The sequence below is a fragment of the Roseinatronobacter domitianus genome, from assembly GCF_023336755.1.
Lineage (GTDB): Bacteria > Pseudomonadota > Alphaproteobacteria > Rhodobacterales > Rhodobacteraceae > Roseinatronobacter > Roseinatronobacter domitianus.
Map to the genome: position 1 here is coordinate 171,074 of NZ_JALZWP010000006.1, position 22,655 is coordinate 193,728.

Here is a 22,655-nt window from a genome sequence, read left to right on the forward strand (position 1 = left end):
TTTGCATGGAGCATATGATGCAAGACCGCCCCGATTTCGCCGCCGACATGGCCGACCTGACCCGTCTGGAACATGAGGCCCGCCGCTTGCGCACGGCATTTATGGCCGAAATGTTCGCGGCCGCGTTTCATGGCATCGCGAACCTGATGACCCTGCGGCGCACCGCAAGCTGACCGACAAACAGGTGACAGCCCCATCACAATACGCTAGAGGGGGCGCAACTTCAGGCCAGCCGCGAGTTGCCCCCATGCTCAGCCACCCGTTCGATGATGACAAGCTACGCGAAGAATGCGGCGTATTCGGATGTATCGGGATGGACGATGCCGCAAGTTTTGTGGCCTTGGGCCTGCATGCGTTGCAACATCGCGGGCAAGAAGCGGGTGGGATCATCACGCATCATGCCGAATCGGGGTTTCAGTCTGCCCACAGGTTCGGACTTGTTCGTGACAATTTCACGAAACAAGGTGTGATCGAAACGCTGCCGGGGCGCATTGGGATCGGCCATGTGCGGTATTCAACTGCCGGGTCCAAGGGTGCCACGCAAATCCGTGACGTGCAGCCCTTCTTTGGCGAATTCGCCATGGGCGGCGCGGCGCTTGCGCATAACGGCAATATCACGAATGCCGATGCGATCCGGCGCGAATTGATCGAACGCGGCTCTATTTTCCAGTCCAGTTCCGACAGCGAATGCCTGATTCACCTGATGGCGCGCTCGTTCCAGAAAACCATTCCCGAACGGATGAAGGACGCGCTGCGCCGGGCGGAAGGCGCGTTTTCGGTGGTTGCCATGACGCGCACAAAGTTGATCGGCGTGCGTGACCCGCTGGGCGTGCGCCCGTTGGTCTTGGGCAGCCTGAACGGCGGATGGGTGCTGGCATCGGAAACCTGCGCGCTCGACATTATCGGGGCCGATTTCGTCCGAGAGATCGAGCCGGGCGAAATGGTGGTCATCACCGACAAAGGCGTTGAAACCATGCGCCCCTTCGCGCCGCAGAAATCGCGGTTTTGCCTGTTCGAGCATGTCTATTTCTCGCGCCCCGACAGCTTTTTCGGCGGGCGGTCGGTTTATGAAACCCGCCGCCGTATCGGGGTGGAACTGGCACGCGAAGCCCCGGTCGATGCAGACCTTGTCTGCCCTGTGCCCGATAGCGGCACGCCTGCCGCCATTGGCTACAGTCAGGAATCGGGTATCGAATTCGCGCTGGGGATTACGCGCAACCAGTATATGGGGCGCACCTTTATCGAGCCATCGCAGCAGATCCGCTCCATGGGAGTGCGCTTGAAGCTGAACGTGAACCGCGCGCTTATTCGCGGCAAGCGCATCATTCTGGTCGATGATTCGGTGGTGCGCGGCACGACCAGTCAGAAGATCAAGGAAATGATCCTGGAAGCGGGTGCGAAAGAGGTGCATTTTCGAATCGCCTCGCCTCCCACCGCATGGCCGTGTTTCTACGGGGTCGATACCCCTGACCGCGAGAACCTGCTGGCCGCGCGCATGACCGAAGATGAGATGCGCGACCATATCGGCGTGGATAGCCTGCGCTTTGTGTCGCTGAACGGTTTGTATCGGGCAGCGGGCGAGGCCGAGGGCCGCAACGATGCCTGCCCGCAATATTGCGACGCGTGTTTTTCGGGCGAATATCCGGTCGCCCCACACGACATGCTGGAACGCGGATTTCAGCCCAAACACGCGGCGGAATGATCCGGTTTCGGCCGCATCATTTCCTCTGCGCGCTGGGGTTTCAGGGCAAGGGCTATTCCGACAGCTTCACCGCCAATATGGCCAAGATCGTGAACCGTCTGCGCGGGCCGGATGGTGGCGATGTGGTGTTGCACGTGACACATCAGGCCGATGCAATTTGCGCGCCCTGCCCGCATAAACGCGGTCTGGGTTGCGCGAAATCCGCCAAGATTACAGCTTTGGACAAGCGCCATGCTGCCGCCTTGCGGCTGGCGGATGGCGATTGCCTGACATGGGACGACGCGCAAGCACGCATTCGCGCACATGTTGCGCCCGGCGATTTGCAGACGCTTTGCGCGGGCTGTGCGTGGTTGGAGTTGGGTCTGTGCGAAGCCGCCCTCAGCCGCCTGCACATCAACAACGCATAAAAAAAGGCGGGCCAAAGACCCGCCTTTTCAAAACTTTAGCGTAATTACGTCACACGGTCTTTCAGCGCCTTGAACGCGCCAGAGACGATCAGCGCAGCAACAGCCACTTTGACCAGTTCACCCAGCAAGAAGGGTGCAGCCCCGGCCATGAATGCGCCTTGCAGGTTCAGCGGCGTGACGGCGGTCAGCCATGCAATCCCCGGCACAAACAACAGCGCGGTTGCGATCAGCGCCGCACCGAACAGGCCAAAGCCACGGTCAAACCCGCGCTCGACCAGCCAGCCCATGACGAAGGCCATTGCAACAAATCCGAACAGGAAGCCAGCGGTCGGCCCCATCAGCGGTGCAAGTCCTGCCGCACCCCCGGCGAATACCGGAAAGCCCATCGCACCTTGCGCAAGGTAAGCCACCAGCGTGGCCCCCGCCAGACGCGCCCCGTAGGTCAGGCCGATCAGCATGATGGCCAGTGTCTGCAACGTCATCGGGACCGGGAACATCGGCACGCTGATTTGCGCGGACATTGCCACCAGCACCGAACCGAAGGCCACCATAGCGACCTTGCGGACAAGCGAGCTATCGGCGCCAAGCGATGTCATCAGAGGAGTATGAGCCATGAAAGCCCCCTTTTTGCGAAACATTCTTGCGCCACTTATGCGACAGACATGGCGCGCTGACAAGAGTGCGCGCATTTGTTTGCGCGCACGCGGCGCGCGCTTGCACCCTGCCCGGTTTGCCGCTAAGGGGACACATCTTTCCGCGAAGCTTTCACCGGTGCAGCTCTCGTAGGCAGGGGCGGAAAGGTCATTGCCCTGCTTTTTGAAATGCGCCCAGCACATGAATGGAGATCGCATGCCGCTTTACGAGCATGTCATGATCGCGCGTCAGGATCTGTCGAACACGCAGGCCGAAGCGCTTATCGAACATTTCGGCACGGTTCTGGCCGATAATGGCGGTAAACTGGTTGATCACGAATATTGGGGCGTGAAAACCATGTCCTACAAGATCAACAAGAACCGCAAGGGCCACTATGCCTTTCTGCGTTCGGACGCGCCCGCCGCTGCCGTGCAGGAAATGGAACGCCTGATGCGCCTGCATGACGATGTCATGCGCGTTCTGACCATCAAGGTCGACGCGCACGCCGAGGGCCCTTCGGTCCAGATGCAGAAACGTGACGAGCGCGAACCGCGCCGCCGCGCATCGTAAGGAGAGCTGATCCATGGCTACAAAACCGTTTTTCCGCCGCCGCAAGGTCTGCCCGTTCTCGGGCGACAATGCTCCGAAAATCGACTACAAGGACACGCGCCTGCTGCAACGCTACATCTCCGAGCGTGGCAAGATCGTGCCCTCGCGTATCACCGCCGTGTCGGCCAAGAAGCAACGTGAACTGGCCCGCGCCATCAAGCGCGCCCGTTTCCTTGCGCTTCTGCCCTACGCCGTGAAGTAAGGAGCACAAAACATGCAAGTTATCCTACTGGAACGCGTGGCCAAGCTTGGCCAGATGGGCGATGTCGTCAGCGTCAAGCCCGGCTATGCGCGCAACTTCCTGCTGCCGCAAGGCAAGGCGCTGCGCGCGTCGGACGACAATGTGAAGTCGTTCGAAGCCCGCAAGGCCGATCTGGAAGCGCAGAACCTTGAAACCAAAAAAGAAGCCGCTGCTGTGGCCGAGCGTCTGAATGGCACGACCTATGTCGTGATCCGTCAGGCATCGGATGCAGGCGCGCTCTATGGTTCCGTCAGCACCCGCGACGTGGCAGACCTGTTGGCAGAAGCTGCTGTCACCGTTGAACGCCGCCAGATCGTGATTGGTCAGCCGATCAAGATCCTCGGCATTCACACCGTCACGCTGAACCTGCACCCCGAAGTCGCTTCGGACATTCGTCTGAACGTGGCCCGCTCGGTCGAAGAAGCTGAATTGCAGGCCTCTGGCAAGTCCATTCAGGAACTGGCCGCCGAGGAAGAAGCAGCCGCGGAATTCGAAATCTCTGAACTGTTCGATGAAATCGGCAGCGCCGGGATGGATGATGACGATTACGATCCGCGCGGCAAAGGCGACAGCGAAGACCCGCGCGACGCCTGAGCAAACCTGCTTTGCAGATTTGAACACCCGCCGGTTCGCTGGCGGGTGTTTGTTTTTGTACCGATCTTTGCCGGATTTATGGGCAATTTTCCCGACAGTTCGGCTTTGACGCGAACATATTGATCTAATGCTAGGGCGCAGGCTTGTTCTAAGCTGGACAGCGCTCTACATATTCAAGCAACTGCAACTGAATATTTTTCATACAGCCGAAGGGTAAGCGGCTTATTGGGGGAAAGAGATATGTCTCTGGACACGCAGAGTTTGGACCTGGAGCAACATGACCCGGCAGAGCCCGGCACTTGCAGCAGCCTTGCACCAACCGATATGCTGGATCAGGCGCAGGCGGCATCGGCCTTTTTGAAGGCGCTTGCGCATGAAGGTCGCCTGATGATCCTGTGCCATCTGTCGACCGGTGAAAAATCGGTGGGCGAATTGGAAGACCTTCTGCAATCACGCCAAGCGGCCGTCAGCCAGCAACTTGCGCGATTGCGTCTGGAAGGGATCGTGACCTGCCGCCGCGAAGGCAAGACCATCTATTACGCGCTGCACGACCAAAAGGCGGAACGCCTGATCGCGGTGGTCTATGACATGTTCTGCGCGCAGGCCAATTCCTGATTTTTCGTGACGCTGCATCGGGCATTCTGTATACTCTGATATACGGCAGGCCCGCATCTTGTGCGGGCCAACCCATTGGAGGAATTGAATGTGGGATTTACCCGCGCCGGTGTTGGCCGGTAGTGCTGGTCTTCTGATCGGCATCATTCTGGGCGTGGCGGCGCGCATGGGTGATTTCTGCACTTTGGGTGCAATTGAAAGCGCTGCCTATGGCGGCGACCAACGCCGTGCGCGGCTTTGGGGCGTTGTTCTTGGCATCGCTATTCTGACCTTGTTCGGCGCAGATGCGTTGGGCTTCGCGCTTATATCTGAAAGCCCCTACCACCAGATCGTGTTTAACCCGTTCGCCGCAGTTTTTGGGGGGTTGGTATTCGGATATGGCATGGCCTTGGCCGGGAATTGTGGCTTCGGCGCGCTGATCCGGCTGGGAGGCGGCGATCTGCGGTCATTCCTGATTGTCATCATCATGGCGATTGCCGGGTTCATCACGCTGGCCGGGCCGCTATCGCCGCTGCGCGTGGCCCTGTTTCCAGAGGTGGAAACCACGGTGCCCCAAGGCTTTGCCCACGCTTTCGCGCGGCTGACCGACCTGCCGCCGCTACTTTTCGCCGCCCCGATTGCATTGGGGCTGATCTGGGTCGCACTCCGGCATCCCGACCTGCGCGGCAACCGGGCGACCATCGGCTGGTCTGTGATTGTCGGTCTGGCCATTGCAGGGGCGTTTATCGCAACATCGGCGCTGCACCGCGCCACGCTCGACGCCGTGCCGGTTGAGGGGTTTACCTTCACCGTGCCACTGGGCCGCGCGATTCTGTATCTGATGACCGCCAGTGCGGGCGGGCTGAATTTTGCCATCGGCTCTGTTCTGGGCGTGGTTCTGGGTGCGGCACTTGCTGCCGCGTGGCGCAGACGGTTCCGGTGGGAAGCCTGCGAAGACCCCCGCGAGCTGGGCCGTCAGGTTGCCGGAGCAAGCCTGATGGGGGTTGGTGGCGTGATCGCCATGGGCTGTTCGGTCGGCCAAGGCGCCTCTGCCATGGCAACGCTCTCCTATTCGGCCCCGGTGGTGTTCCTGAGCATTGTTGTCGGCGCGCTGCTGGGATTGCGTCAATTGTTGCGCGGGTTCCAATCGGTCTGAGCGGGGACATCACCGCCCCCGCGAAACGTCAGAACGTCCCGAAACCCGGCAGCACGCATCTGTGCGGTTAGGCCATGCGGCACGGTGCCGGGCGCGAAAACAAGCCCGCGCGCACTACCGGTATGGGCAGCCACCCATCCCAGCGCGCCAGTCTGAGCGGCAAGCCGCGCGGTCGGGTCATTCATTGGGCCGCGCAGGGCAAGGCACCGTTCCGCGCTGGCAGAGGCCAGCGCCGCGAACTCTGCCAGCTTGCGCGCCTGACGCCATTGCACGACAAGATCCTCGATACCCGGAAAGCGCATGTCGCACGGATCGGTGCGTTGCCCCCTGCCCCACAAACCCCCGACGATCTCGTAGTGGGGCAAGGCAGGCAAAGGCTGAAGACCGACCCCCAACCGCGACGCCCAGAGCAGGTGTTCGGGCTGCGCGTGCCAGAGCGGATCGCTTGCCCCTTCGGCGCGCAGGCAAGCGCGGGCCAGCGCAGATTTGGGACCGGCAAACCCGGCCAGACGCGCCAGCGCAACAAGGCTTGCGGTTGACACGCCCCTGCCCTGTCCCGCGGGCACATGAGGGCGCAGCCGAACCCGGCCCGGCAGATTGCAGCCCAGATCCTGCAAGAAGCGCTGCGCACGCCCAGCGGTCAGACCCGCGCCTTGCAGCCGCAGCGCACCGCGTCCGGGCAGATATGTGGCCCGCAAGACCGGTATAGGACATGACAGGCTGACCAGAGCCACCGGTCCATTCGGCCCCAGTCGCCCTTGCAGCCATTCGCCAAAATGGCCAGTCTGGTCCAGAACGTGCCTAGCCAAGCCCGTCCTCATCCAACAGATGGCGACCGCGCGCGTCCTCAAGCTCGATCACCCATAGGTCGCTGTCAAAGCTGCGCTGTCGGCTGATCGCGGCATCGACTTCGGCCTCTGGCCCATCGCAGAGCACATCCCAGACCCGCGCGTCCTGCTCGAAATCAAAGCGGCGGGTGTAGGCGCAGGCGGTGCAATCCATCCGTGCCAGCTTTACCAGCACCGCGCCCGCCGTGGTGTCGCCTTTGGCAATTACATAGGCGGGAATCCCCGCCAGTTGCAGCCGGTGCAGATAGGCCGCAACCCAGATACCTGTGGCCAGCCGCGCTCCGGTCATGCGTTGCCGTCGCGGAACTCCAGCCCCATTTCGGAATAGCGCTCGGATTCTTCCATCCAGTTCTCACGCACTTTTACCTGTAAGAACAGGTGGACGGGCCGGCCAAGGAATTCGGCAATTTCGGCCCGCGCGGCGGTGGAAATGGCCTTGATGGTTTCGCCCTTATGGCCAAGCACAATGCCTTTGTGACCGTCGCGCATGACATAGATCGTCTGGTCAATGCGGGCCGAACCGTCCTTGCGCTCTTCCCAATTCTCGGACTCGACCGTCAACTGGTAGGGCAATTCTTCATGCAGGCGCAGGGTCAGCTTCTCGCGCGTCATTTCCGCCGCAATCATGCGCATGGGCAGATCGGCGATCTGGTCTTCTGGGTAAAGCCATGGGCTTTCGGGTAATTGCCCGGCCAGCCAGCGGCGCAGATCGTCCACGCCATGCCCGCGCTCGGCAGAAATGAGGAAGGTCTGCGCAAATGGATAGGCATCGTTCAGCTTTGCGGTCAGCGCCAATAGTGCTTCAGACTTCACCCGGTCGATCTTGTTGATGGCCAGCGCCACGGTCTGCTTTGGGCTCACGCGCTCACGCAGTGTATCAAGGATGGTCTGCACTCCGTCGGTCAGCCCGCGATGCGCCTCTATCAGCAGGACGATCACATCGGCATCGGCAGCCCCGCCCCACGCAGCCGCAACCATGGCGCGGTCCAGACGGCGGCGCGGGCGAAACAACCCCGGCGTGTCGACAAAGACAAGCTGCGCCGCGCCTTCAAGGGCCACGCCGCGAATGCGTGTGCGCGTTGTCTGCACCTTGTGCGTGACAATGCTGACCTTCGCCCCCACCATCTTGTTGGTCAGGGTGGATTTGCCTGCATTTGGTTCGCCGATAAGGGCAATAAAGCCCGCGCGTGTGGTCATGGAAGAAGCCCCGTTTGCCTTTAGCTGCCGCGTTTAGCTGGTTTCGCGCCATCCCGCCAGAGCTTATGGGCGAACCCCGCGCAGCAGCCAGCCACCCCGGCCCATAAATGCAAAGCGACGCATGATGCAGCGCAAGCACCGCAACCCAGACCCGAGTTTGCCCAAATTCTGACGCGTTTTCGCAATAGTTCACACATGCGCAAAATGTGGAAAGCCAGCAATGTTCAAACCGCCAGAGTCAGATTTCATTATCAAAGACCGGCATCGCGCGGCTCTTGCACCTATCAGCACGACCGATTACCCCGACTTCGACTGGTTAAGGATATTCCTCGCTTCGGCCGTCTTCTGGGTCCATGCCGGATCGGTGGAGCATTTCAATTTCGCGGGCGATTTGTTCGTGCAGGTATTCTTCGCACTCAGCGGCTTTCTGATCGGCGGCATCATTCTGAACATGAACAAAGCGGACCTGCCAAGGTTCTTTTACAACCGCACGATACGCATCTGGCTACCTTTCTTTGCCGCAGTTACCCTGCTTTACAGCGTCGCCTACCTGAAAGAAGGTGCCGCGCCATATTTCTGGCAAAGCCTTGCTTATGACCTTACATTTACTCACAACTTCTTCATTCAAAAGACCCCCGAGGTGATCGCAGCCCTGCCAATGAACGGCACTGGCGCGCATTTCTGGTCGATTGCCGTCGAAGAGCAATTCTACCTTATGGCCCCGATCGTGATCCTGTTCGTATCATTTGCGAAATACTGGATGACATGGGTGGCAATCGCCATCTTGGCGACCCTACTTGGCACCTGGTATGGCAGCGTCTCCGCCGGTGTTCTGGCCGCGCTCTTGCAGCGCCGTTTCGGAAACTGGCACATACATCCAGGGGCTATTCTGGCCCTGATCGGTGCAGGCGGGCTGGCAATTGCCTTCTGGGTCGCCGGAACCGTCGAATACAGGTATCTGGTTCCGCTCTTAGCCGTGGTCGTCGTGCTGCTTTGTGCCCGTCCGGGGCATCGGACACGGCTGGGCAAGTGGGCGGGTGGCATCTCGTTTCCGATGTATCTCAATCATTGGATAGGCCTGTTCGTGGCCAGCATAATCGCCAGCAGGCTACCGGGGCTTGGGGTTTTCACCTCTGATATCATCGGCTTCGCGCTATCCCTTGGCGTTGCGGCCTATGCCTATAAACTGATTGACCTCAAGCTTTATACATACAGGGCGGCATGGTATCGGCCTGCTTTGGGCTATGCCTCTGTTATTGTGGTCTATGCGCTGATGGCGCTTGGGCTTGTGTTCGGGCTTTACCTGATCGGGCCGCTCAACGGGGCGCCGGGCGGGCTCTGACACACGGTTCAGTTCACGCCGCCCGGTTTTCTCTGTCCAGTCACTCTGGCCGATCCAAAAGCGCCAAAAGCGCGCTCGCTGCCTGCTGCTCTGCCTGCCGTTTACTGCCGGCGGTGGCCTGTGCGGTCGCGCCATTCTCCAGCCGCACATCGATCGTGAAAACCGGCGCATGGTCCGGGCCGGAGCGCGCGGCCTCGGTATAATCCGGCAGGGCCATTCCGCGCGCTTGCGCCCATTCCTGCAACAATGTCTTGGCATCGCGCGAATCCGCCTCGACCTGTGTGATACGGTCGCCCCAAAGCGTCAGGATGACATCGCGCGCCACGTTGAAGCCGCTGTCCAGATAGACGGCGGCAATCACCGCTTCCATCGCATCGCCCAGAATTGCTTGCTTGCGTCGCCCGCCAGAGATCATCTCGGACCGGCCAAGCCGCAGCACCGCGCCCAGATCAATCGCGCGCGCGATCTCGGCGCAGGTTTCCTTGCGCACCAGCGCGTTGAAACGCGGTGCAAGCTGGCCTTCGCGGGCAGTTTTGTCGGCCGCCAGCAACGCCTCTGCCATCACCAGCCCCAAGACACGGTCGCCCAAAAATTCAAACCGCTGGTTGTCGGGTCGCGCAGGCGTGGCGATGGACGGATGCGTCAGCGCGCGCAGCAAAAGTTCGGGGCGGTCGAACTCATGCCCAAGCCGTTGCATGAACGCATTGATTTCACGCGAGAGCTTCACCGAAGCCCCTCGAAGAAGCGATCCCCCCGCCATGTCCAGAACATGTAAAGCGAGCGTCCTTCGGCGGAAAAGACAACATGGCGCGCCCGTCCGATCAGATGGTCGAACGGCACGAAGCCCACGCCACCCACGCTGCGCGGCATCCGGCTGTCGAGCGAATTGTCACGGTTGTCACCCATGAAAAAGAACTCTCCCGCCGGGACGGTAAAGACCGGCGTATTGTCGGCGGCACCGGTGCTGGTAATGTTCAGCACAGGGTAGCTGACGCCATTTGGAAGCGTTTCTACCACGCGGGATTTCAGGCAATCACCACCTTGGCCCACAGGCGCGTTCTCGCAGCGTGGGAACTGGCCGGACGACCCTTGGCGCGCGTATTCCTCGACGAAATTGCCATCAGGGGTTTGCGGAACAGGATCGCCATTCAGGATGATCTGCCCGTCGCGCAGCTGCACGGTGTCGCCCGGCAGCCCGATCAACCGCTTGATGTAATCCGCCCCGGTGCCGGGGTGCCGGAACACGACAATGTCACCGCGTTCGGGGTCAGACGCAAATATCCGTCCCGAAATCGGGCAAATCGCGAAGGGGCAGGAATAGCGCGAATAGCCATAGGCCATCTTGTTGACGAACAGGAAATCCCCGATCAGCAGGGTTTCCTTCATCGACCCGGATGGAATCCAGAATGGCTGGAAAAACAAGGTGCGGAACACCCCTGCGATCAAGAGCGCGTAGAAGATCGTTTTGATATTCTCCCAAAGCCCGTCTTTTTTACCATCACTGCTTGCCATACGCCCTGTATCCGCTGCTGAAGTGTAATGCGCGTGTCATGGGCGGGGGCGTGGCCGAAGTCAAGCGCGGCAGGCAGGATCATCCCTGCCATACGCAGGGGAAACCCCTTGAAAGCCCTGCGCGCGCCATTTGGAACGCTGGAAACACTAGCTTGTGACCAGACGCACCTTTTGCGGATCGAAGGCCAGATAAACAGTGTCGCCGGTGCAGAACGGGTCTGCCTGCGGCGGTGCGATGACGAAGATTGATCCGGCTTCGGTGGCCAAAGTGTATTGAACCGTATTTCCCAACCAAGCGGCATAGACGATCTTTGCGGGCAGCCGGTCGGGGGCCGGGCTGCGTTCAAGGCGGATATCATGCGGGCGCAGAACCATTTGCGCCGCACCTGTCGCCGCGCTTTGCACCGGCAGGGTCAGCTTGCGGTCAAGCAGCACAATTTCTGTGTCCTGCCCCGAACGGCAGATCTCAACATCGAGCAGATTCGCATCCCCGATGAAATCCGCAATGAAGGCACTGGCGGGGCGGTCATACAGGTCTTGCGGCGTGCCTTCTTGCGCGATTTCGGCATTCTTCATCACGATAATTCGGTCGCTGACGGCCATCGCTTCTTCCTGGTCATGGGTGACATATACGGCGGTCAGACCCAACTGCTGCTGAATCTGGCGGATTTCCTCGCGGACATGGCGGCGCAGCTTCGCATCCAGGTTGGAAAGCGGTTCATCCAGCAGCAGCACTTCGGGTTCCAGCACGATTGCGCGGGCAACCGCGACGCGTTGTTGCTGTCCGCCCGATAGTTCCGACGGCAGGCGTTCGCCAAAGCCTTTCAGGCCGACCTGCTCCAACCCGTGTTCGGCCCGCGCCTTGACCTCTGATTTGGGCATCCCCTTTACCCGCAGCCCGTAGCCCACATTTTCCAACACGCTCATATGTGGAAACAGCGCATAGGACTGAAACACCATCGAAACCGCCCGATAGGTGGCCGACAGATGCGTCACATCCTGCCCGCCAATCAGGATACGGCCTTCGCTGGCGCTTTCCAGCCCCGCGATCAGGCGCAGCGTCGTGGTCTTGCCGCAGCCGGAAGGCCCCAGCAGCGTCACCAGCGTGCCCGGCGTTATGTCCAAGGATAGCGGCTTGAGCGCGACGACATCGCCAAAGCGTTTGGTGACGTTTTCAAAACGGACGGAACCTTTCATGGTCTTCCCTCAGGTGGCTTGAAGCCGGTCGGCCCGGCGCAGTTTGCGCCGCCCGATCAGCAATTGCAGGGCAAGGATGGCCAGCAGCATGGTGACGATCAGCACCGCCGCATAGGCAATGGCGATCCCGAATTCGCCATTCTCGACCCGGCCAACGATGAAACTGGTCGCCATGTTGTAACGCGCCGACACAAGGAAGATCACCGCCGAGACAGAGGTGATCGCGCGCACGAAAGAATAGGTCAGCGCAGCCAGAATGGCCGGCCCCATCAAGGGCAGAATAACCCGACGCAGCGTTGTGGCACTGCTGGCCCCCAGCGTGACAGAGGCTTCGTCGAGCGAGCGGTCAAGCTGGCTCATGGCCGCGATCCCGCCGCGCACACCCACCGGCATGTTGCGGAAGATGAAGACGATAATCAGGATCAGCCCGGTCCCGGTCAGCTCTATGGGCGGGAAGTTGAAGGCCATGACATAGGCCACCCCGATGACCGTGCCGGGAATGGCGAAAGACAGCATGGTCGAAAACTCGAACGCGTCCTTGCCGGCGAATTTCTGCCGCACCAGCAGATACGCGGTGGCAAGCCCGACAGCCGCGGTCAAGGGCGCGGCAATGGCCGCAATGGTCAGCGTGGTCAGGAAGCTGTCCCAAGCAGAGCCGGTCAGATGAACGCCGTTGCGCACGACAATGCCGAAGGCGCGGCGGTAATGCTCCAACGTCAGCGTGTGGTCATAGCCCCAAAGTTTGACAAAACTGCCGAACATGATGAGCGCATACAGCACCATCGTGAACAGCGCCCAGGGCAGCGCCAGCGCATAACAGGCCCAGCGCAGCGCCGGGTTCAGACCTGCATGTTGTCCGCTATCGCCCTTGCCGGTGACGGTGGCGTAGTTCTTTTTGCCCAGCCATGTGCGCTGCGCCAGGAAAGCGCCCAACGTCATGGACAGCAGCGTCAGCGACAGGATCGCGGCCTTGGCCGGGTCCGCGACAGTGCCGACAATGGCAAAGTAGATCTCTGTCGAGAGCACGTTGAAATTTCCGCCCAGCACCAGCGGATTGCCGAAATCAGCAAGGCTTTCAATGAAACCCAGCAGGAACGCATTGGCCAATCCCGGACGCATCAGCGGCAGGCTGACAAAGCGAAAGGTCTGCCAGCGATTTGCATCCAGCGTCTGGCTGGCTTCTTCGACCGAGGGGTTGACGCCTTCGACCACACCAATCAGCACCAGAAAGGCAATCGGCGTGAAAGACAGCATCTGCGCCAGCCACACGCCCCAGAAGCCGTATAGCCAGCGAGTCTTTTCCCAACCGAACGCATCAGAGAAGAATTCCGTGATGGTGCCGGAACGTCCGAACAGCAAGATCAACACCAGCCCGATCACGAAGGGTGGCGTGATGATGGGCAGGATCGTCAGCACCCGCAGGAACCGTTTGGCCGGAAAGGCCGTGCGCGTGAAAATCAGCGCGAAGGCCAGCCCCATGATGGTCGTGCCCGTCGCGGTGGCCAAGCCCAGCAGCAGCGAATTCATCGCCGCGCCGCAATAGCCGGTGCCCAACAGACATGCGATGGACCAGATGTCGGGCGCCAGAAAGCGCGGCAGGAACTCTGACACGCCAAGGCCCGCCCCGCCGCGCAGCTCGAACGCGCGGATCAGGATAAAGCTCATGGGGTAGAACACGAATACCCCGACCAGCGCGACGATTGCGCCGACCATGCCGGTAATGAACACATCGCCCCGTCCGCGTCCAAGCCCGGAAATTCCCGTGGTCAAGATGAACAACAGCGCCGCCGCGACCAGCAATGCGCCCGCGCCCATTCCCGGTTGGGTCAGCCCGTCCAAAGCCTCGAACCGGGCGCGGTTGCCAAGGATAGCCAGCCCCTGCCCGGCCATCAGCAACAGACCAAGCGCACCACTGACAACAAGGGCGCGGGCCAGCGCCAGGCCGCGCGTCGTTGCCAGCGCAAGCGCCGCACCCAACAGCCCGATTACCGGCGCAAGCAACCATGCATGCCCCCCCAGCGCCCAGACAAGCGCCGGGCGCGCATCGGCAGACCATGCCTGTAGCCAGCCGAAGGACCAGAACCCGCCGGGGACCATGTACCAGGGCAAAACAGCATAAGCCGCCAGCCCGATCAGAAGCCATAGCTTCGCCGTGCGTTGCATCGTGTTCATCCTGCGTGAAAGCAAGACCCGCGCCATTTCGGCGCGGGTCGTTCTGGCGTCAGTCGATCACTCGAAATTGCCGCCCTTGGATTTCACCTCGCCTTCCCAGCGGGCCAGCAGGCGCTCGCGGGTTTCCGACGCGCCATAGGTTGCGAAATCATAGTCGATCAGCTTGACAGAGGTCATATCCGGCGCATCCGGGTCGGTGGCAGAGGCCGGGTGCGACGGAATGTTGAACACGCCCACCTCCAGCCCGCGCGACTGCGCGTCTGGGCTGATGACATACTCGACCCAGGCTTTCGCGGCCTCCATATGGGGCGTGCCGTTGATAACACTGACTGCACCGACCTCGTAGCCCGTGCCTTCGCAGGGAGAGACGATCTCGACCGGGAAGCCCTGCTTCTTCAGGTTGACCATGTCATGCATGAAGCCCACTGCAATGGTGGTTTCCCCACGCGCAGCCATCTTGCCGGGCGCAGAGCCGGATTTCGTGTGCTGGTTCACATTGCTGCCGATATCGGCCAGCAGGGCAAAGGCTTCATCCTCTCCGAACAACTGCACAAGGGTTGCAAGCTGGGTGTAGGCGGTGCCCGACGATTGCGGGTTCGACACGGTCACTTCGCCCTTGTAATCGGGCTTGGCCAGATCGCGCCAGCAGGCCGGAGCGGGCAAGCCCTTTTCGGCCAGAACCTCTGTGTTGTAAAGCATACCCAGAAGGCCCACATGCACGCCGATGGCGCGGCCTTCAGACATATCGGCCATGTTCTGCGCCCAGCCCAACAGGCCAGACGTGTCTACGCCAGACGGGGTGCTCAGACCCTCATTGGCGGCAATCAGATGCGGGTCGCCCGTGCCGCCCCACCAGACATCGACCTTCGGGTTGCCGGCCTCGGCGCGGACCTGTGCCAGAACCTCGCCGGTGGATTTACGCACCATGGCCACATCGATGCCGGTATCGATCTTGAAATTTTGGGCCATCAGGTCGCACCAAGACTGTTCGTTGGAACATACGACGTTCAGGCTTTGCGCTTGGGCCGCACCTGCGGCGACCAAGGCAGTAGACAGCGCAATCGCGCTGATGCTGGATAATTTCATGTAACTCTCCTCCCGAATTGACCGCCTCTCTCTTGCGGCGGTGCAGTCGAACTGTTCCACAGACGTGGCTATGGGACGAGACACGGCAGGTTAACAACCTGTCATCAGGGCAGCGAAATGATGAACAATATTACAAAACACCCGCAAGCTTGTCATTCTGCGCATACGATCCCGATTGCGGTGCGCGTCAGTTGCGACAAGATAGGCGCAGGAGGATCGGGCGCGATGGAGGAGACGTCCACGAATTGGGGTGCACAGGCCACCACCTGTGACCCGGCGGTGCCGGGCGGTCCTGTCGTTGCAATCATTGATGACGACCCGGACTTGCGGCGCAGTGTTGCCGAATTGCTGGCCGAGAACGGCTTTACCCCGCTGCCCTTGGCAGACGGGGCGTCTTTCATGGCACTGGGGCCGCGCCCGCGCGTTGATCTGGCGCTGATCGACCTGCGATTGAGCGGCGAGAATGGGTTGACCCTTGCAATCCGCATCCGCGAGACCCTTGGGCTGCCCATCATGATGCTGACCGGGCGCGGCGACGAGATGGACAAGATCATCGGGCTGGAAACCGGCGCGGATGATTACATGATGAAACCCTTCAACCCACGCGAATTGCTGGCCCGCTTGCGCGCCGTGTTACGCCGCGCGGGCCATCCCGCGCTTCAGCCGACCGACCGTAGCGCCAGCACAATCCGCGCTTTCGGCCAGTTCCGGCTGGACCAAAGCCGCCGCGAATTGCTTGGTCCCGACGGGTCTGAAATTGCCTTGACCAATGCCGAGTATCGGTTGCTGGAGTATTTCCTGCGCCATCCCAACCGGGTTATCCCGCGCACCGAATTGTTGACCGAACTGGGCAATGACCTGTCGCAATACATGGACCGCACGATTGATGTGCTGATCCTGCGATTGCGCCGCAAGGTCGAACATGTGCCGTCAAAACCCGTGCATTTGCAGACCCGTCGCGGACAAGGCTATATATTCGTGACCGGACCTCAACCATGATGCGTCTGCCGTGGCGCTTGTCTGTTCGCGCCCGGTTGCTGGTGGCGCTTGGCGCCTTGGCGGTGGCGGTGCTGTGTGTCGGGTTGATCGCATGGGGGGCACTGACCCGCGGCAATGACAGGCTGGACCGGTTGCTGGGCGAAACCGTGTTGGGCGTGGACCGCGCCTTGACCTTGTCGCGCAAGGCCGCCGATCTTGCTACGCTCGCGCCCTATCTGCTGACCTTGGACAGCCCGTTCCGCATTGCGCAGGAAGGCCAGGAAGCAACCGAACTTGTTGAAGTCCTCAGCGCCGGTTTGCCCGCAGACCACGATCTGCAATACGCCTTGGTCCAGACCAAAGACGCGATCGCGGCTGTCGTGCGCGACAACTCTGCCCGCGCCGAATTGCGGGACCGAACCTTGCGCCTGAATGCAGAGCTTGCCACGCTGGAACGCGACTTCGCGGCGCTCTCGGCCCGGCCTGATGCGACACTCGCCAATCGTCAACGCGGGTTGTCTTTGCAAAGTGTCGCAGCCGCCCTTCTGGGTGCAGGACGCGCCGAGAACCTGATTGGCGTGGGGGAGTTTCAGCGCGAATATGTGCGGCTGACCAGCCGACTGGCGATGCTGCGCGACGATCCGGGGCTTGCCCGGCTGCGTCAGGTGGCCGAAGGCCCAAACGGGCTATTCGAATTGCGGCGGTTTGAGTTGGCACGCCAGATCGGGGCCGAAGCCGCGCTGGTGCGTATTCGCCAAGGTGCCGCTGCCGTCACCGCGCATGCCGCCGCCGTTACGCAAGACGCGCAAATGCTGATCGCGGCAGAGCGCGCAAGCACCACAACCGCGATCGCGCTGGCCAAATCCACCTTGCTGGCGGTGGTGGTCGCAAGTGCCGTGCTGGCATTGACAGCGGCCCTGTATGTGTCGGGCCATGTAACGGCCAATCTGCGCGCGATTTCCGATGCGATGATGCGCCTTGCCGGGGGCGACCGCCAGACACGCCTGCCACGCGGCGAAGGTCAGGGCGACGAGATCGGCAAGCTGTTTCATGCATTCCGGGCTTTCCGGGCCAATGCGCTGCGGCTGGACCGTTCGCACCGGCAAATGGAGCAACGCACAGCGCTTTATGAAAACATGATGGCCGGGATCAGCGACGGCGTGGCGATCCTGTCGGAACAAGGGCAGATCGTGGCGTATAATGAGCGACTGGCACCGCTTTTGCGGGTCGAGCCTGCACAGTTCGCAGACCGCCCGAAACTGGCCGAGGTCATCGAGTCCGCTGGCTGGCAAGACACCGACGGCCCCGCCGGATTGTCCAGCCTGTCTAGCGCCACCGGGTCGGTGATCGAATTACGGGAAAGCGCGCTGCCCGGTGGCGGGGCGGTGGTGCTGATCGCAGACGCCACAGAGCGCCGCCAGATGGAAGATCGTTTGCGCCAGATCCAGCGCATCGAAGCCTTGGGAAAGGTTTCGGGCGAAGTGGCGCATGATTTCGGCAATATCCTGTCGACCATCGCTGGCAACCTGCACATGATGGACACGGCCTCGCCCGCGCGCCAAGCCGCGCTGCGTCAGAGCATAAGTTCGGCGGTCGATCTGGGAGCATCGCTGACCGGGCGGCTTCTGGCTTTCGCGCGGCGTCAGCATCTGGAGCCCGAAACCGTTGACCTGCCGCTTTTGGTTGACGGCATCGCCGATCTGGTCGGATTCGCGCTGCGCGACGGGATAGAACTGGACATCTCTACCGGCGCGGCACCTTTGCCCGTGCGCGTAGACCCCGGCCAGATGGAGAGCGCCCTTCTGAACCTGTGCCTGAACGCGGGTCAGGCCATCACCGGCAAAGGCCGTGTCACGCTGAGCGTGCGGCAATCCGGCCCCAATGCGGTCATAGAGGTGGCCGATACCGGCGCAGGAATGGCGCCCGATGTGCTGGCGCATGCAATGGAACCCTTCTTTACCGCCCGCGCCGATGGCACCGGCACCGGGCTGGGGCTTGCCATGGTCTACGGGTTTATCGGCCAATCCGGGGGCGATGTGCAGATATCCTCTGAGCTGGGAAAAGGCACCACGGTCCGCCTGTCCCTGCCGCTTTGCACAGCACAGCAGATATCGGGCAACCTTGGCGATGTGCTGTTGGTAGAGGACAACCCCAAGGACCGCATTGCCGCACAGAAGCTGCTGGCCCCTATGGCGACCCGGCTGGAACTTGCCTGCGACGCACAGACCGCCCTGTCGGAGCTTGCAAAACCGTTTGACCTGATCATCACCGATCTGTCGCTGCATGGGCAGATCGCGGGATGGCAACTGGCCGAATTCGCCCTCACGCGTTGGCCCAATGTGCAGGCGATTGTCGTTTCAGGCCATCTGCCGCATAGCGACCCGCTCAGCGCGCAGTTTCCCGGACGGATCATCACCTTGCCCAAACCACTGACCTACGAAGCCCTACAGCGCGCATTGGCGCGTCTTACTGCGAAAGACTGGACACATGACACAGCTGCACTCCCCTGACCAATGCAGATCGGGGACGGGACTACCCGACATCGCGATGCCTGCGGCGCTTCTGTTCGATTGCGACGGAACATTGTTGCTGACGGGCGATCTGCATTTCAAGGCGATCTCGGACGCCCTCTTGCAGCAAGGGGCGCGGATGACCCGTGATTGGTATATGGCGCTGACGGGCATGGGGCGCGACGACCTGTTTGCGCGCTTCCGGTCCGAGCACCCGGTTGCACTGGATTTGCCCCGCGCCACGTCGGACAGTATTGCGCAAACGGTCCTGAACGCCGCAGCGGCGCGCGAAAACCCGACTGTCGTCAATTTGGCCCGCAAGGCGCATGGGCGTCTGCCGATGGCCGTGGTCACAAATAGCGAAGCGCCCATTGCCGAGGCCTTTTTGGCCGCTACCGGATTGCGCCACCTCTTCGACCTGGTAATTACCCGCGAAGACGCCCGCGACCCAAAACCTGCGCCCGATCTCTACCTGACCGCCGCCGCGCGACTTGGCGTCGCCCGTCAGGATTGCATCGTGCTGGAAGACAGCGCGGAAGGGCTGCATGCAGCAACCGCCTGTGGTATGCGCGGTTATGATGTGCGCCTTCCGGGGTGGCCGATGCAAGCCGATGCCTTGATCCAAACACTGGCCAGTTTGCCAATGCGCTGACAGCCGCGGGCGGTGATGCGCAATCAGGCAGGGGCGACCGACCAGACCGGATGGTGGGCAAAATATAAGCCGCCGCTTTCAAAACGCGGTGCGCCGCCCGTCCCGTTGGATCACATTGTTGCAAATGCAGACCGCTTTCGACACTATATTGACGTGGATTGGCACTGCCGAAATTCAGGTCAAGGTGTTGCGAGAAGGCAGAAGAGCAATGGCGGCGCGCAAGATCACGGCATTTCAGGCAGTGAAGCGCTGTGCGTTATTTTCCGGCCTCGACGATCGTATCGTTGAGAGCATTGCCGCCTGTTGTGTGCGTGTCCATGCAAAGGCGGGCCACATGCTATTTTCGCAAGGCGATCAGCCTGATGGGTTATACCTGATTGCAGAGGGACATGTTCGTGTCTGGCTTGGGGACGCCGAGGGCAATGAACTTACACTTGCGCTCTTGGGCGGCGGGGACGCTGTCGGCGAGATGGCATTGATTGACGGTCAGCCACGGTCCGCCAGCGCCTCTATCATCGGACCCGGGCAATTACTGTATCTGGATGCGCCCGATTTCGGACGTCTGCAAAAGCAAGAACCCGCGATCTCGCGCCACCTGGTAAAGTTGCTTGCAGAACGGCTTAGAGGGTCCAATGAGGCGCTGATCGAGGCCGCCTTCCTGCCCCTGCGTTCCCGACTGTGCCGAAAGCTGCTTGATCTTGCCCAGTCGCATGCCAAAGCTACGCCGACCGGCATGGTGTTTGATCGGGCCTTCTCGCAAGAGGAAATGGCCCGTATGCTGGGGGTCAGCCGAGAGGCGGTGAACCGGCAAATCATTGCCATGCGCCACGATGGCCACATCCGCAAGGTTGGCCGCCGGATCGAGATACCGGATATGGAACGGCTGGCGCGACTCAGCGAAATGCTGTGATCCCGGTCACAGCCGAGTTTTCAGAGCCGCGCTAAGGTTCCGGCGTTTGAAGCCAGAACGCTTGGATCCATGCATGCGCAGATTTAACAAAACCAGGGCCAATGATTGCGCCTTAAAGCCACGGCACGGCTGCGGCGCGGCGCAGGCACGACGACGTGTTTGCCGCGCCGATCTCCCGGTCCCCACGACATGACAAGCGCCGATCTGCTGCGCATTATCGCAGGTCTGCAAAGCAAGCATTTCGCGGCGGACTTCCTGTTGCAAACAAAGCGGATGCGCAACGAGAAGGGGCGCTACGGTTACGCCGGTGGCGTCTGGCATGGGCTTGTCCATGTCGCGGGAAGTGCGCTTATCCTGCTGCCAGTGATGGGCTTCAGCTCACCTATTGTCGCGGTTCTGGTCGGTGAAGGGCTTGCGCATTATCATATTGACTGGGCCAAAGAGCGGATTGTCCGCCGTCGAAGCCTTGGGGTGCAGTCGAACGACTTCTGGCGGCTCTTCGGTCTGGATCAGCTTGCCCACCAGCTCACTTATCTGGTGATGGTGTTCGTGTTGGTTGCGTAATCTGGGGATAACTCTGATCTGAAGGAACAAAACGTGTTAGGCTGGACAGTCAGACGGCGGCAAGCAGAGGACGGCACAACCTTTGCAAAAGGGGCAAGAGGGACATGAACGACATAGGCGACGAGGGTCTGTCGGGATTTGTCCCGGAGCGGTTTCGGCTGGCACAAGGCACAACAGAGCCATGGCGCGCATCGGGAACAGGCAGCGCGCTATTCTGCGATGTTGCGGGGTTCAATGAAACATCTGAACGCCTTTTGGCCGCGCATGGACGGCGTGTCGGGGCTGAACGCCTGCATGAGTTACTTGGAGAACAGCTTGGAGGTGTCATCCGAATGGGAGCGCAGCACCGCGGCACGGTGATCGCGCATGCCGGGGACGCACTGACCCTTTGGTTCGATGCAGAGGATTACGGGGGCGACGCAACCGCGGCAAGACAGGCCTCTGCCTGCGCGCTCGCACTCGCCAAGCCTTTTTCTTACATGGGCACTCGGCTTCGTCTGACCATCGCCAGCGGTCTGCTAAAGCAGAACCTTGTGGGCGACCCGATACATGGCCGGCTTGAAATTGCGGGCGGTCCGGTCATGACCCGGTTGGCCGAACTCGACCACCTGCCAAGGAGGGCCGACCTGCCGATACTTGTCTGCGCGCGGACGCAAACGCTTCTTCAACCAAGCGGCGCAAAGGTGATCGAGCTGCCGCAGGCGCATGCCGGAATACTCAACGCGGTGTCGGCTGACCCTGTAAGCCCGCGCCCCTTGCGACCCGTCGATACTGAAACCGCGCTGGCCTGGATCCCCAGTTCCGCGCGGGCAATGCTCAGGCGTGCCGCGACCTTGGGCACGTTGGGCGAAATGGCAGAGATCCGCACGCTGACCGCCCTTTTCCTGCAAATCATGGACCCTGCGAAGGCTGAAAACGCGATGCAGGCTGCGGCACGCGCAGTTCGAGAGACCCAATGGGCGGTCCAAACGCGTGGCGGCACTGTCCTTAACGTCAACACGGACGCCAAGGGAACCTATATTTCCTGCATCTTCGGGGCGCCCGTCGCGCATGAGGACGACACATTGCGCGCCTTCGAGGCGGCGGCCGATCTGCTTGAGCAAGGACGCCGTGCATCTGTGGAGATGCGCATCGGGCTGGCTCGGGGCGCAACGCTGGTCGGGGTTGTCGGTGACGCGCGGTGCTGGCGCTACGACGCCATTGGAAACACAATGAACCGCGCGGCCCTGATGATGACGCAGGCTGCACCCGGAACCCTGCGCGCCGCCGAGGAAATTGCGGCGCTGGTGCCAGAAGGCATCCAAGCCCAGACGGACCACCGCAAGCCCCAGCCCGGCAATACGCGCCATGGCACGATGCCCCCGCAGTGCGGGACGCAAAGCGCGCTATTCGAGCGCACAGGCGAACTGGACGCCTTGTGCGATGTGATCTCGCAAGACGCTCCCCTGCCCCGGCTGGCCATTATCAAGGCCGATCCGGGCCACGGAAAAACCGCCTTGCTGGAGGGTGTCCGGCACAGGGCAGAGGCCGATGGCCGCGTCTGGCTGGCCGCAGGCGGACAGGAATCCGAGCGTAAAAATGAATCGCCCCGGTTTCACCGGAGACCTATAGCTTCATTTCACGCGACCATATCGAGCACGTCGTGCTGTGCATAGAAGTTCTCTTCAGCCTCTGCTGGCGGGATGTTTCCGATGGGGCCAAGCAGGCGCCGGTTGTTGAACCAGTCGACCCAGCCGAGGGTAGCCATTTCC

The 22,655-nt window shown here is 61.3% G+C and carries 24 protein-coding genes and 1 pseudogene; 15 read left to right on the forward strand and 10 right to left on the reverse strand.

Annotated elements, in window-relative coordinates; all coding sequences use genetic code 11:
- Positions 1–17 precede the first annotated feature (17 nt).
- From M3N55_RS08285 to M3N55_RS08295, 3 genes are all read left to right on the forward strand, one after another.
- Positions 18–173 carry an RSP_7527 family protein gene (locus M3N55_RS08285; protein WP_249058059.1) on the forward strand — a complete coding sequence of 52 codons (156 nt, stop codon included), beginning with the start codon at positions 18–20 and terminating at the stop codon, positions 171–173.
- Positions 174–247: 74 nt separating this feature from the next.
- Complete coding sequence (purF, locus tag M3N55_RS08290; RefSeq protein ID WP_249058060.1) at positions 248–1,702, forward strand: amidophosphoribosyltransferase; 1,455 nt, start codon at positions 248–250, stop codon at positions 1,700–1,702.
- On the forward strand, positions 1,699–2,109 hold the full coding sequence (locus tag M3N55_RS08295; protein WP_249058061.1) for a DUF1284 domain-containing protein: 411 nt from the start codon (positions 1,699–1,701) through the stop codon (positions 2,107–2,109). The genes purF and M3N55_RS08295 overlap by 4 nt, the downstream gene beginning before the upstream one ends.
- 44 nt (positions 2,110–2,153) lie before the next feature.
- Here the strand turns inward: M3N55_RS08295 and M3N55_RS08300 are convergent, their stop codons facing one another.
- Positions 2,154–2,723, reverse strand: coding sequence for a biotin transporter BioY (locus M3N55_RS08300; protein WP_249058062.1), 570 nt, complete (start codon positions 2,721–2,723; stop codon positions 2,154–2,156).
- A 235-nt stretch (positions 2,724–2,958) separates the two neighbouring features.
- Here M3N55_RS08300 and rpsF point away from each other — a divergent pair, with 235 nt between their 5' ends.
- The 5 genes from rpsF (at position 2,959) to M3N55_RS08325 (ending at position 5,936) form a co-directional block, all read left to right on the forward strand.
- Complete coding sequence (rpsF, locus tag M3N55_RS08305; protein ID WP_249058063.1) at positions 2,959–3,312, forward strand: 30S ribosomal protein S6; 354 nt, start codon at positions 2,959–2,961, stop codon at positions 3,310–3,312.
- Between the two features lie 13 nt (positions 3,313–3,325).
- On the forward strand, positions 3,326–3,553 hold the full coding sequence (gene rpsR, locus M3N55_RS08310; RefSeq protein WP_013961325.1) for a 30S ribosomal protein S18: 228 nt from the start codon (positions 3,326–3,328) through the stop codon (positions 3,551–3,553).
- Between the two features lie 12 nt (positions 3,554–3,565).
- A complete protein-coding gene (gene rplI, locus M3N55_RS08315) occupies positions 3,566–4,186 on the forward strand; it encodes a 50S ribosomal protein L9 (protein ID WP_249058064.1) in 621 nt (206 codons plus the stop codon).
- 240 nt (positions 4,187–4,426) lie between these two features.
- Complete coding sequence (locus M3N55_RS08320) at positions 4,427–4,801, forward strand: ArsR/SmtB family transcription factor (protein ID WP_428982628.1); 375 nt, start codon at positions 4,427–4,429, stop codon at positions 4,799–4,801.
- An 88-nt stretch (positions 4,802–4,889) separates the two neighbouring features.
- A complete protein-coding gene (locus tag M3N55_RS08325) occupies positions 4,890–5,936 on the forward strand; it encodes a YeeE/YedE family protein (RefSeq protein ID WP_249058065.1) in 1,047 nt (348 codons plus the stop codon).
- On the opposite strand, the gene M3N55_RS08330 is transcribed toward M3N55_RS08325, so the two are convergent.
- From M3N55_RS08330 to era, 3 genes are read right to left on the reverse strand one after another with little or no spacing between them, the layout of a single operon-like run.
- Positions 5,906–6,745, reverse strand: a complete 840-nt coding sequence (locus M3N55_RS08330) for a propanediol utilization protein (RefSeq protein ID WP_249058066.1) — start codon at positions 6,743–6,745, stop codon at positions 5,906–5,908. The genes M3N55_RS08325 and M3N55_RS08330 overlap by 31 nt on opposite strands.
- Positions 6,738–7,073 (reverse strand): DUF1491 family protein, encoded by a 336-nt coding sequence (locus M3N55_RS08335; RefSeq protein WP_249058067.1) that lies wholly within the window; start codon positions 7,071–7,073, stop codon positions 6,738–6,740. Before M3N55_RS08335 ends, M3N55_RS08330 begins: the two co-directional genes overlap by 8 nt.
- Positions 7,070–7,981: a GTPase Era gene (gene era / locus M3N55_RS08340; protein ID WP_249058068.1), complete on the reverse strand. Its 912-nt coding sequence runs from the start codon at positions 7,979–7,981 to the stop codon at positions 7,070–7,072. Before era ends, M3N55_RS08335 begins: the two co-directional genes overlap by 4 nt.
- A 220-nt stretch (positions 7,982–8,201) precedes the next feature.
- Between era and M3N55_RS08345 the strand changes: the two genes are divergently transcribed.
- On the forward strand, positions 8,202–9,323 hold the full coding sequence (locus M3N55_RS08345) for an acyltransferase family protein (RefSeq protein WP_249058069.1): 1,122 nt from the start codon (positions 8,202–8,204) through the stop codon (positions 9,321–9,323).
- Between the two features lie 40 nt (positions 9,324–9,363).
- On the opposite strand, the gene rnc is transcribed toward M3N55_RS08345, so the two are convergent.
- The 5 genes from rnc to M3N55_RS08370 form a co-directional block, all read right to left on the reverse strand.
- Positions 9,364–10,050 (reverse strand): ribonuclease III, encoded by a 687-nt coding sequence (rnc, locus tag M3N55_RS08350; protein WP_249058070.1) that lies wholly within the window; start codon positions 10,048–10,050, stop codon positions 9,364–9,366.
- Positions 10,047–10,835 (reverse strand): signal peptidase I, encoded by a 789-nt coding sequence (lepB, locus tag M3N55_RS08355; RefSeq protein WP_249058071.1) that lies wholly within the window; start codon positions 10,833–10,835, stop codon positions 10,047–10,049. Before lepB ends, rnc begins: the two co-directional genes overlap by 4 nt.
- A 147-nt stretch (positions 10,836–10,982) precedes the next feature.
- Positions 10,983–12,032: an ABC transporter ATP-binding protein gene (locus M3N55_RS08360; RefSeq protein ID WP_249058072.1), complete on the reverse strand. Its 1,050-nt coding sequence runs from the start codon at positions 12,030–12,032 to the stop codon at positions 10,983–10,985.
- A 9-nt stretch (positions 12,033–12,041) separates the two neighbouring features.
- A complete protein-coding gene (locus M3N55_RS08365; protein ID WP_249058073.1) occupies positions 12,042–14,195 on the reverse strand; it encodes an ABC transporter permease in 2,154 nt (717 codons plus the stop codon).
- 66 nt (positions 14,196–14,261) lie between these two features.
- Positions 14,262–15,290 carry an ABC transporter substrate-binding protein gene (locus M3N55_RS08370; protein ID WP_249058074.1) on the reverse strand — a complete coding sequence of 343 codons (1,029 nt, stop codon included), beginning with the start codon at positions 15,288–15,290 and terminating at the stop codon, positions 14,262–14,264.
- Positions 15,291–15,407: 117 nt separating this feature from the next.
- Between M3N55_RS08370 and M3N55_RS08375 the strand changes: the two genes are divergently transcribed.
- The 6 genes from M3N55_RS08375 to M3N55_RS08400 all read left to right on the forward strand — a co-directional run bounded on the left by M3N55_RS08375 (position 15,408) and on the right by M3N55_RS08400 (position 22,559).
- On the forward strand, positions 15,408–16,289 hold the full coding sequence (locus M3N55_RS08375; protein ID WP_249058075.1) for a response regulator: 882 nt from the start codon (positions 15,408–15,410) through the stop codon (positions 16,287–16,289).
- Complete coding sequence (locus M3N55_RS08380) at positions 16,286–18,778, forward strand: ATP-binding protein (protein WP_249058076.1); 2,493 nt, start codon at positions 16,286–16,288, stop codon at positions 18,776–18,778. The genes M3N55_RS08375 and M3N55_RS08380 overlap by 4 nt, the downstream gene beginning before the upstream one ends.
- Positions 18,756–19,430 carry an HAD family hydrolase gene (locus M3N55_RS08385; protein WP_249058077.1) on the forward strand — a complete coding sequence of 225 codons (675 nt, stop codon included), beginning with the start codon at positions 18,756–18,758 and terminating at the stop codon, positions 19,428–19,430. The genes M3N55_RS08380 and M3N55_RS08385 overlap by 23 nt, the downstream gene beginning before the upstream one ends.
- 208 nt (positions 19,431–19,638) lie before the next feature.
- Positions 19,639–20,340 (forward strand): Crp/Fnr family transcriptional regulator, encoded by a 702-nt coding sequence (locus M3N55_RS08390; RefSeq protein ID WP_283163920.1) that lies wholly within the window; start codon positions 19,639–19,641, stop codon positions 20,338–20,340.
- Between the two features lie 189 nt (positions 20,341–20,529).
- Positions 20,530–20,904, forward strand: coding sequence for a DUF3307 domain-containing protein (locus tag M3N55_RS08395; protein WP_249058079.1), 375 nt, complete (start codon positions 20,530–20,532; stop codon positions 20,902–20,904).
- 104 nt (positions 20,905–21,008) lie between these two features.
- Complete coding sequence (locus M3N55_RS08400; protein WP_249058080.1) at positions 21,009–22,559, forward strand: adenylate/guanylate cyclase domain-containing protein; 1,551 nt, start codon at positions 21,009–21,011, stop codon at positions 22,557–22,559.
- Here the strand turns inward: M3N55_RS08400 and M3N55_RS08405 are convergent.
- Positions 22,523–22,655: pseudogene (locus M3N55_RS08405) on the reverse strand (IS3 family transposase); the annotation flags it as partial. The gene M3N55_RS08400 and the pseudogene M3N55_RS08405 overlap by 37 nt on opposite strands.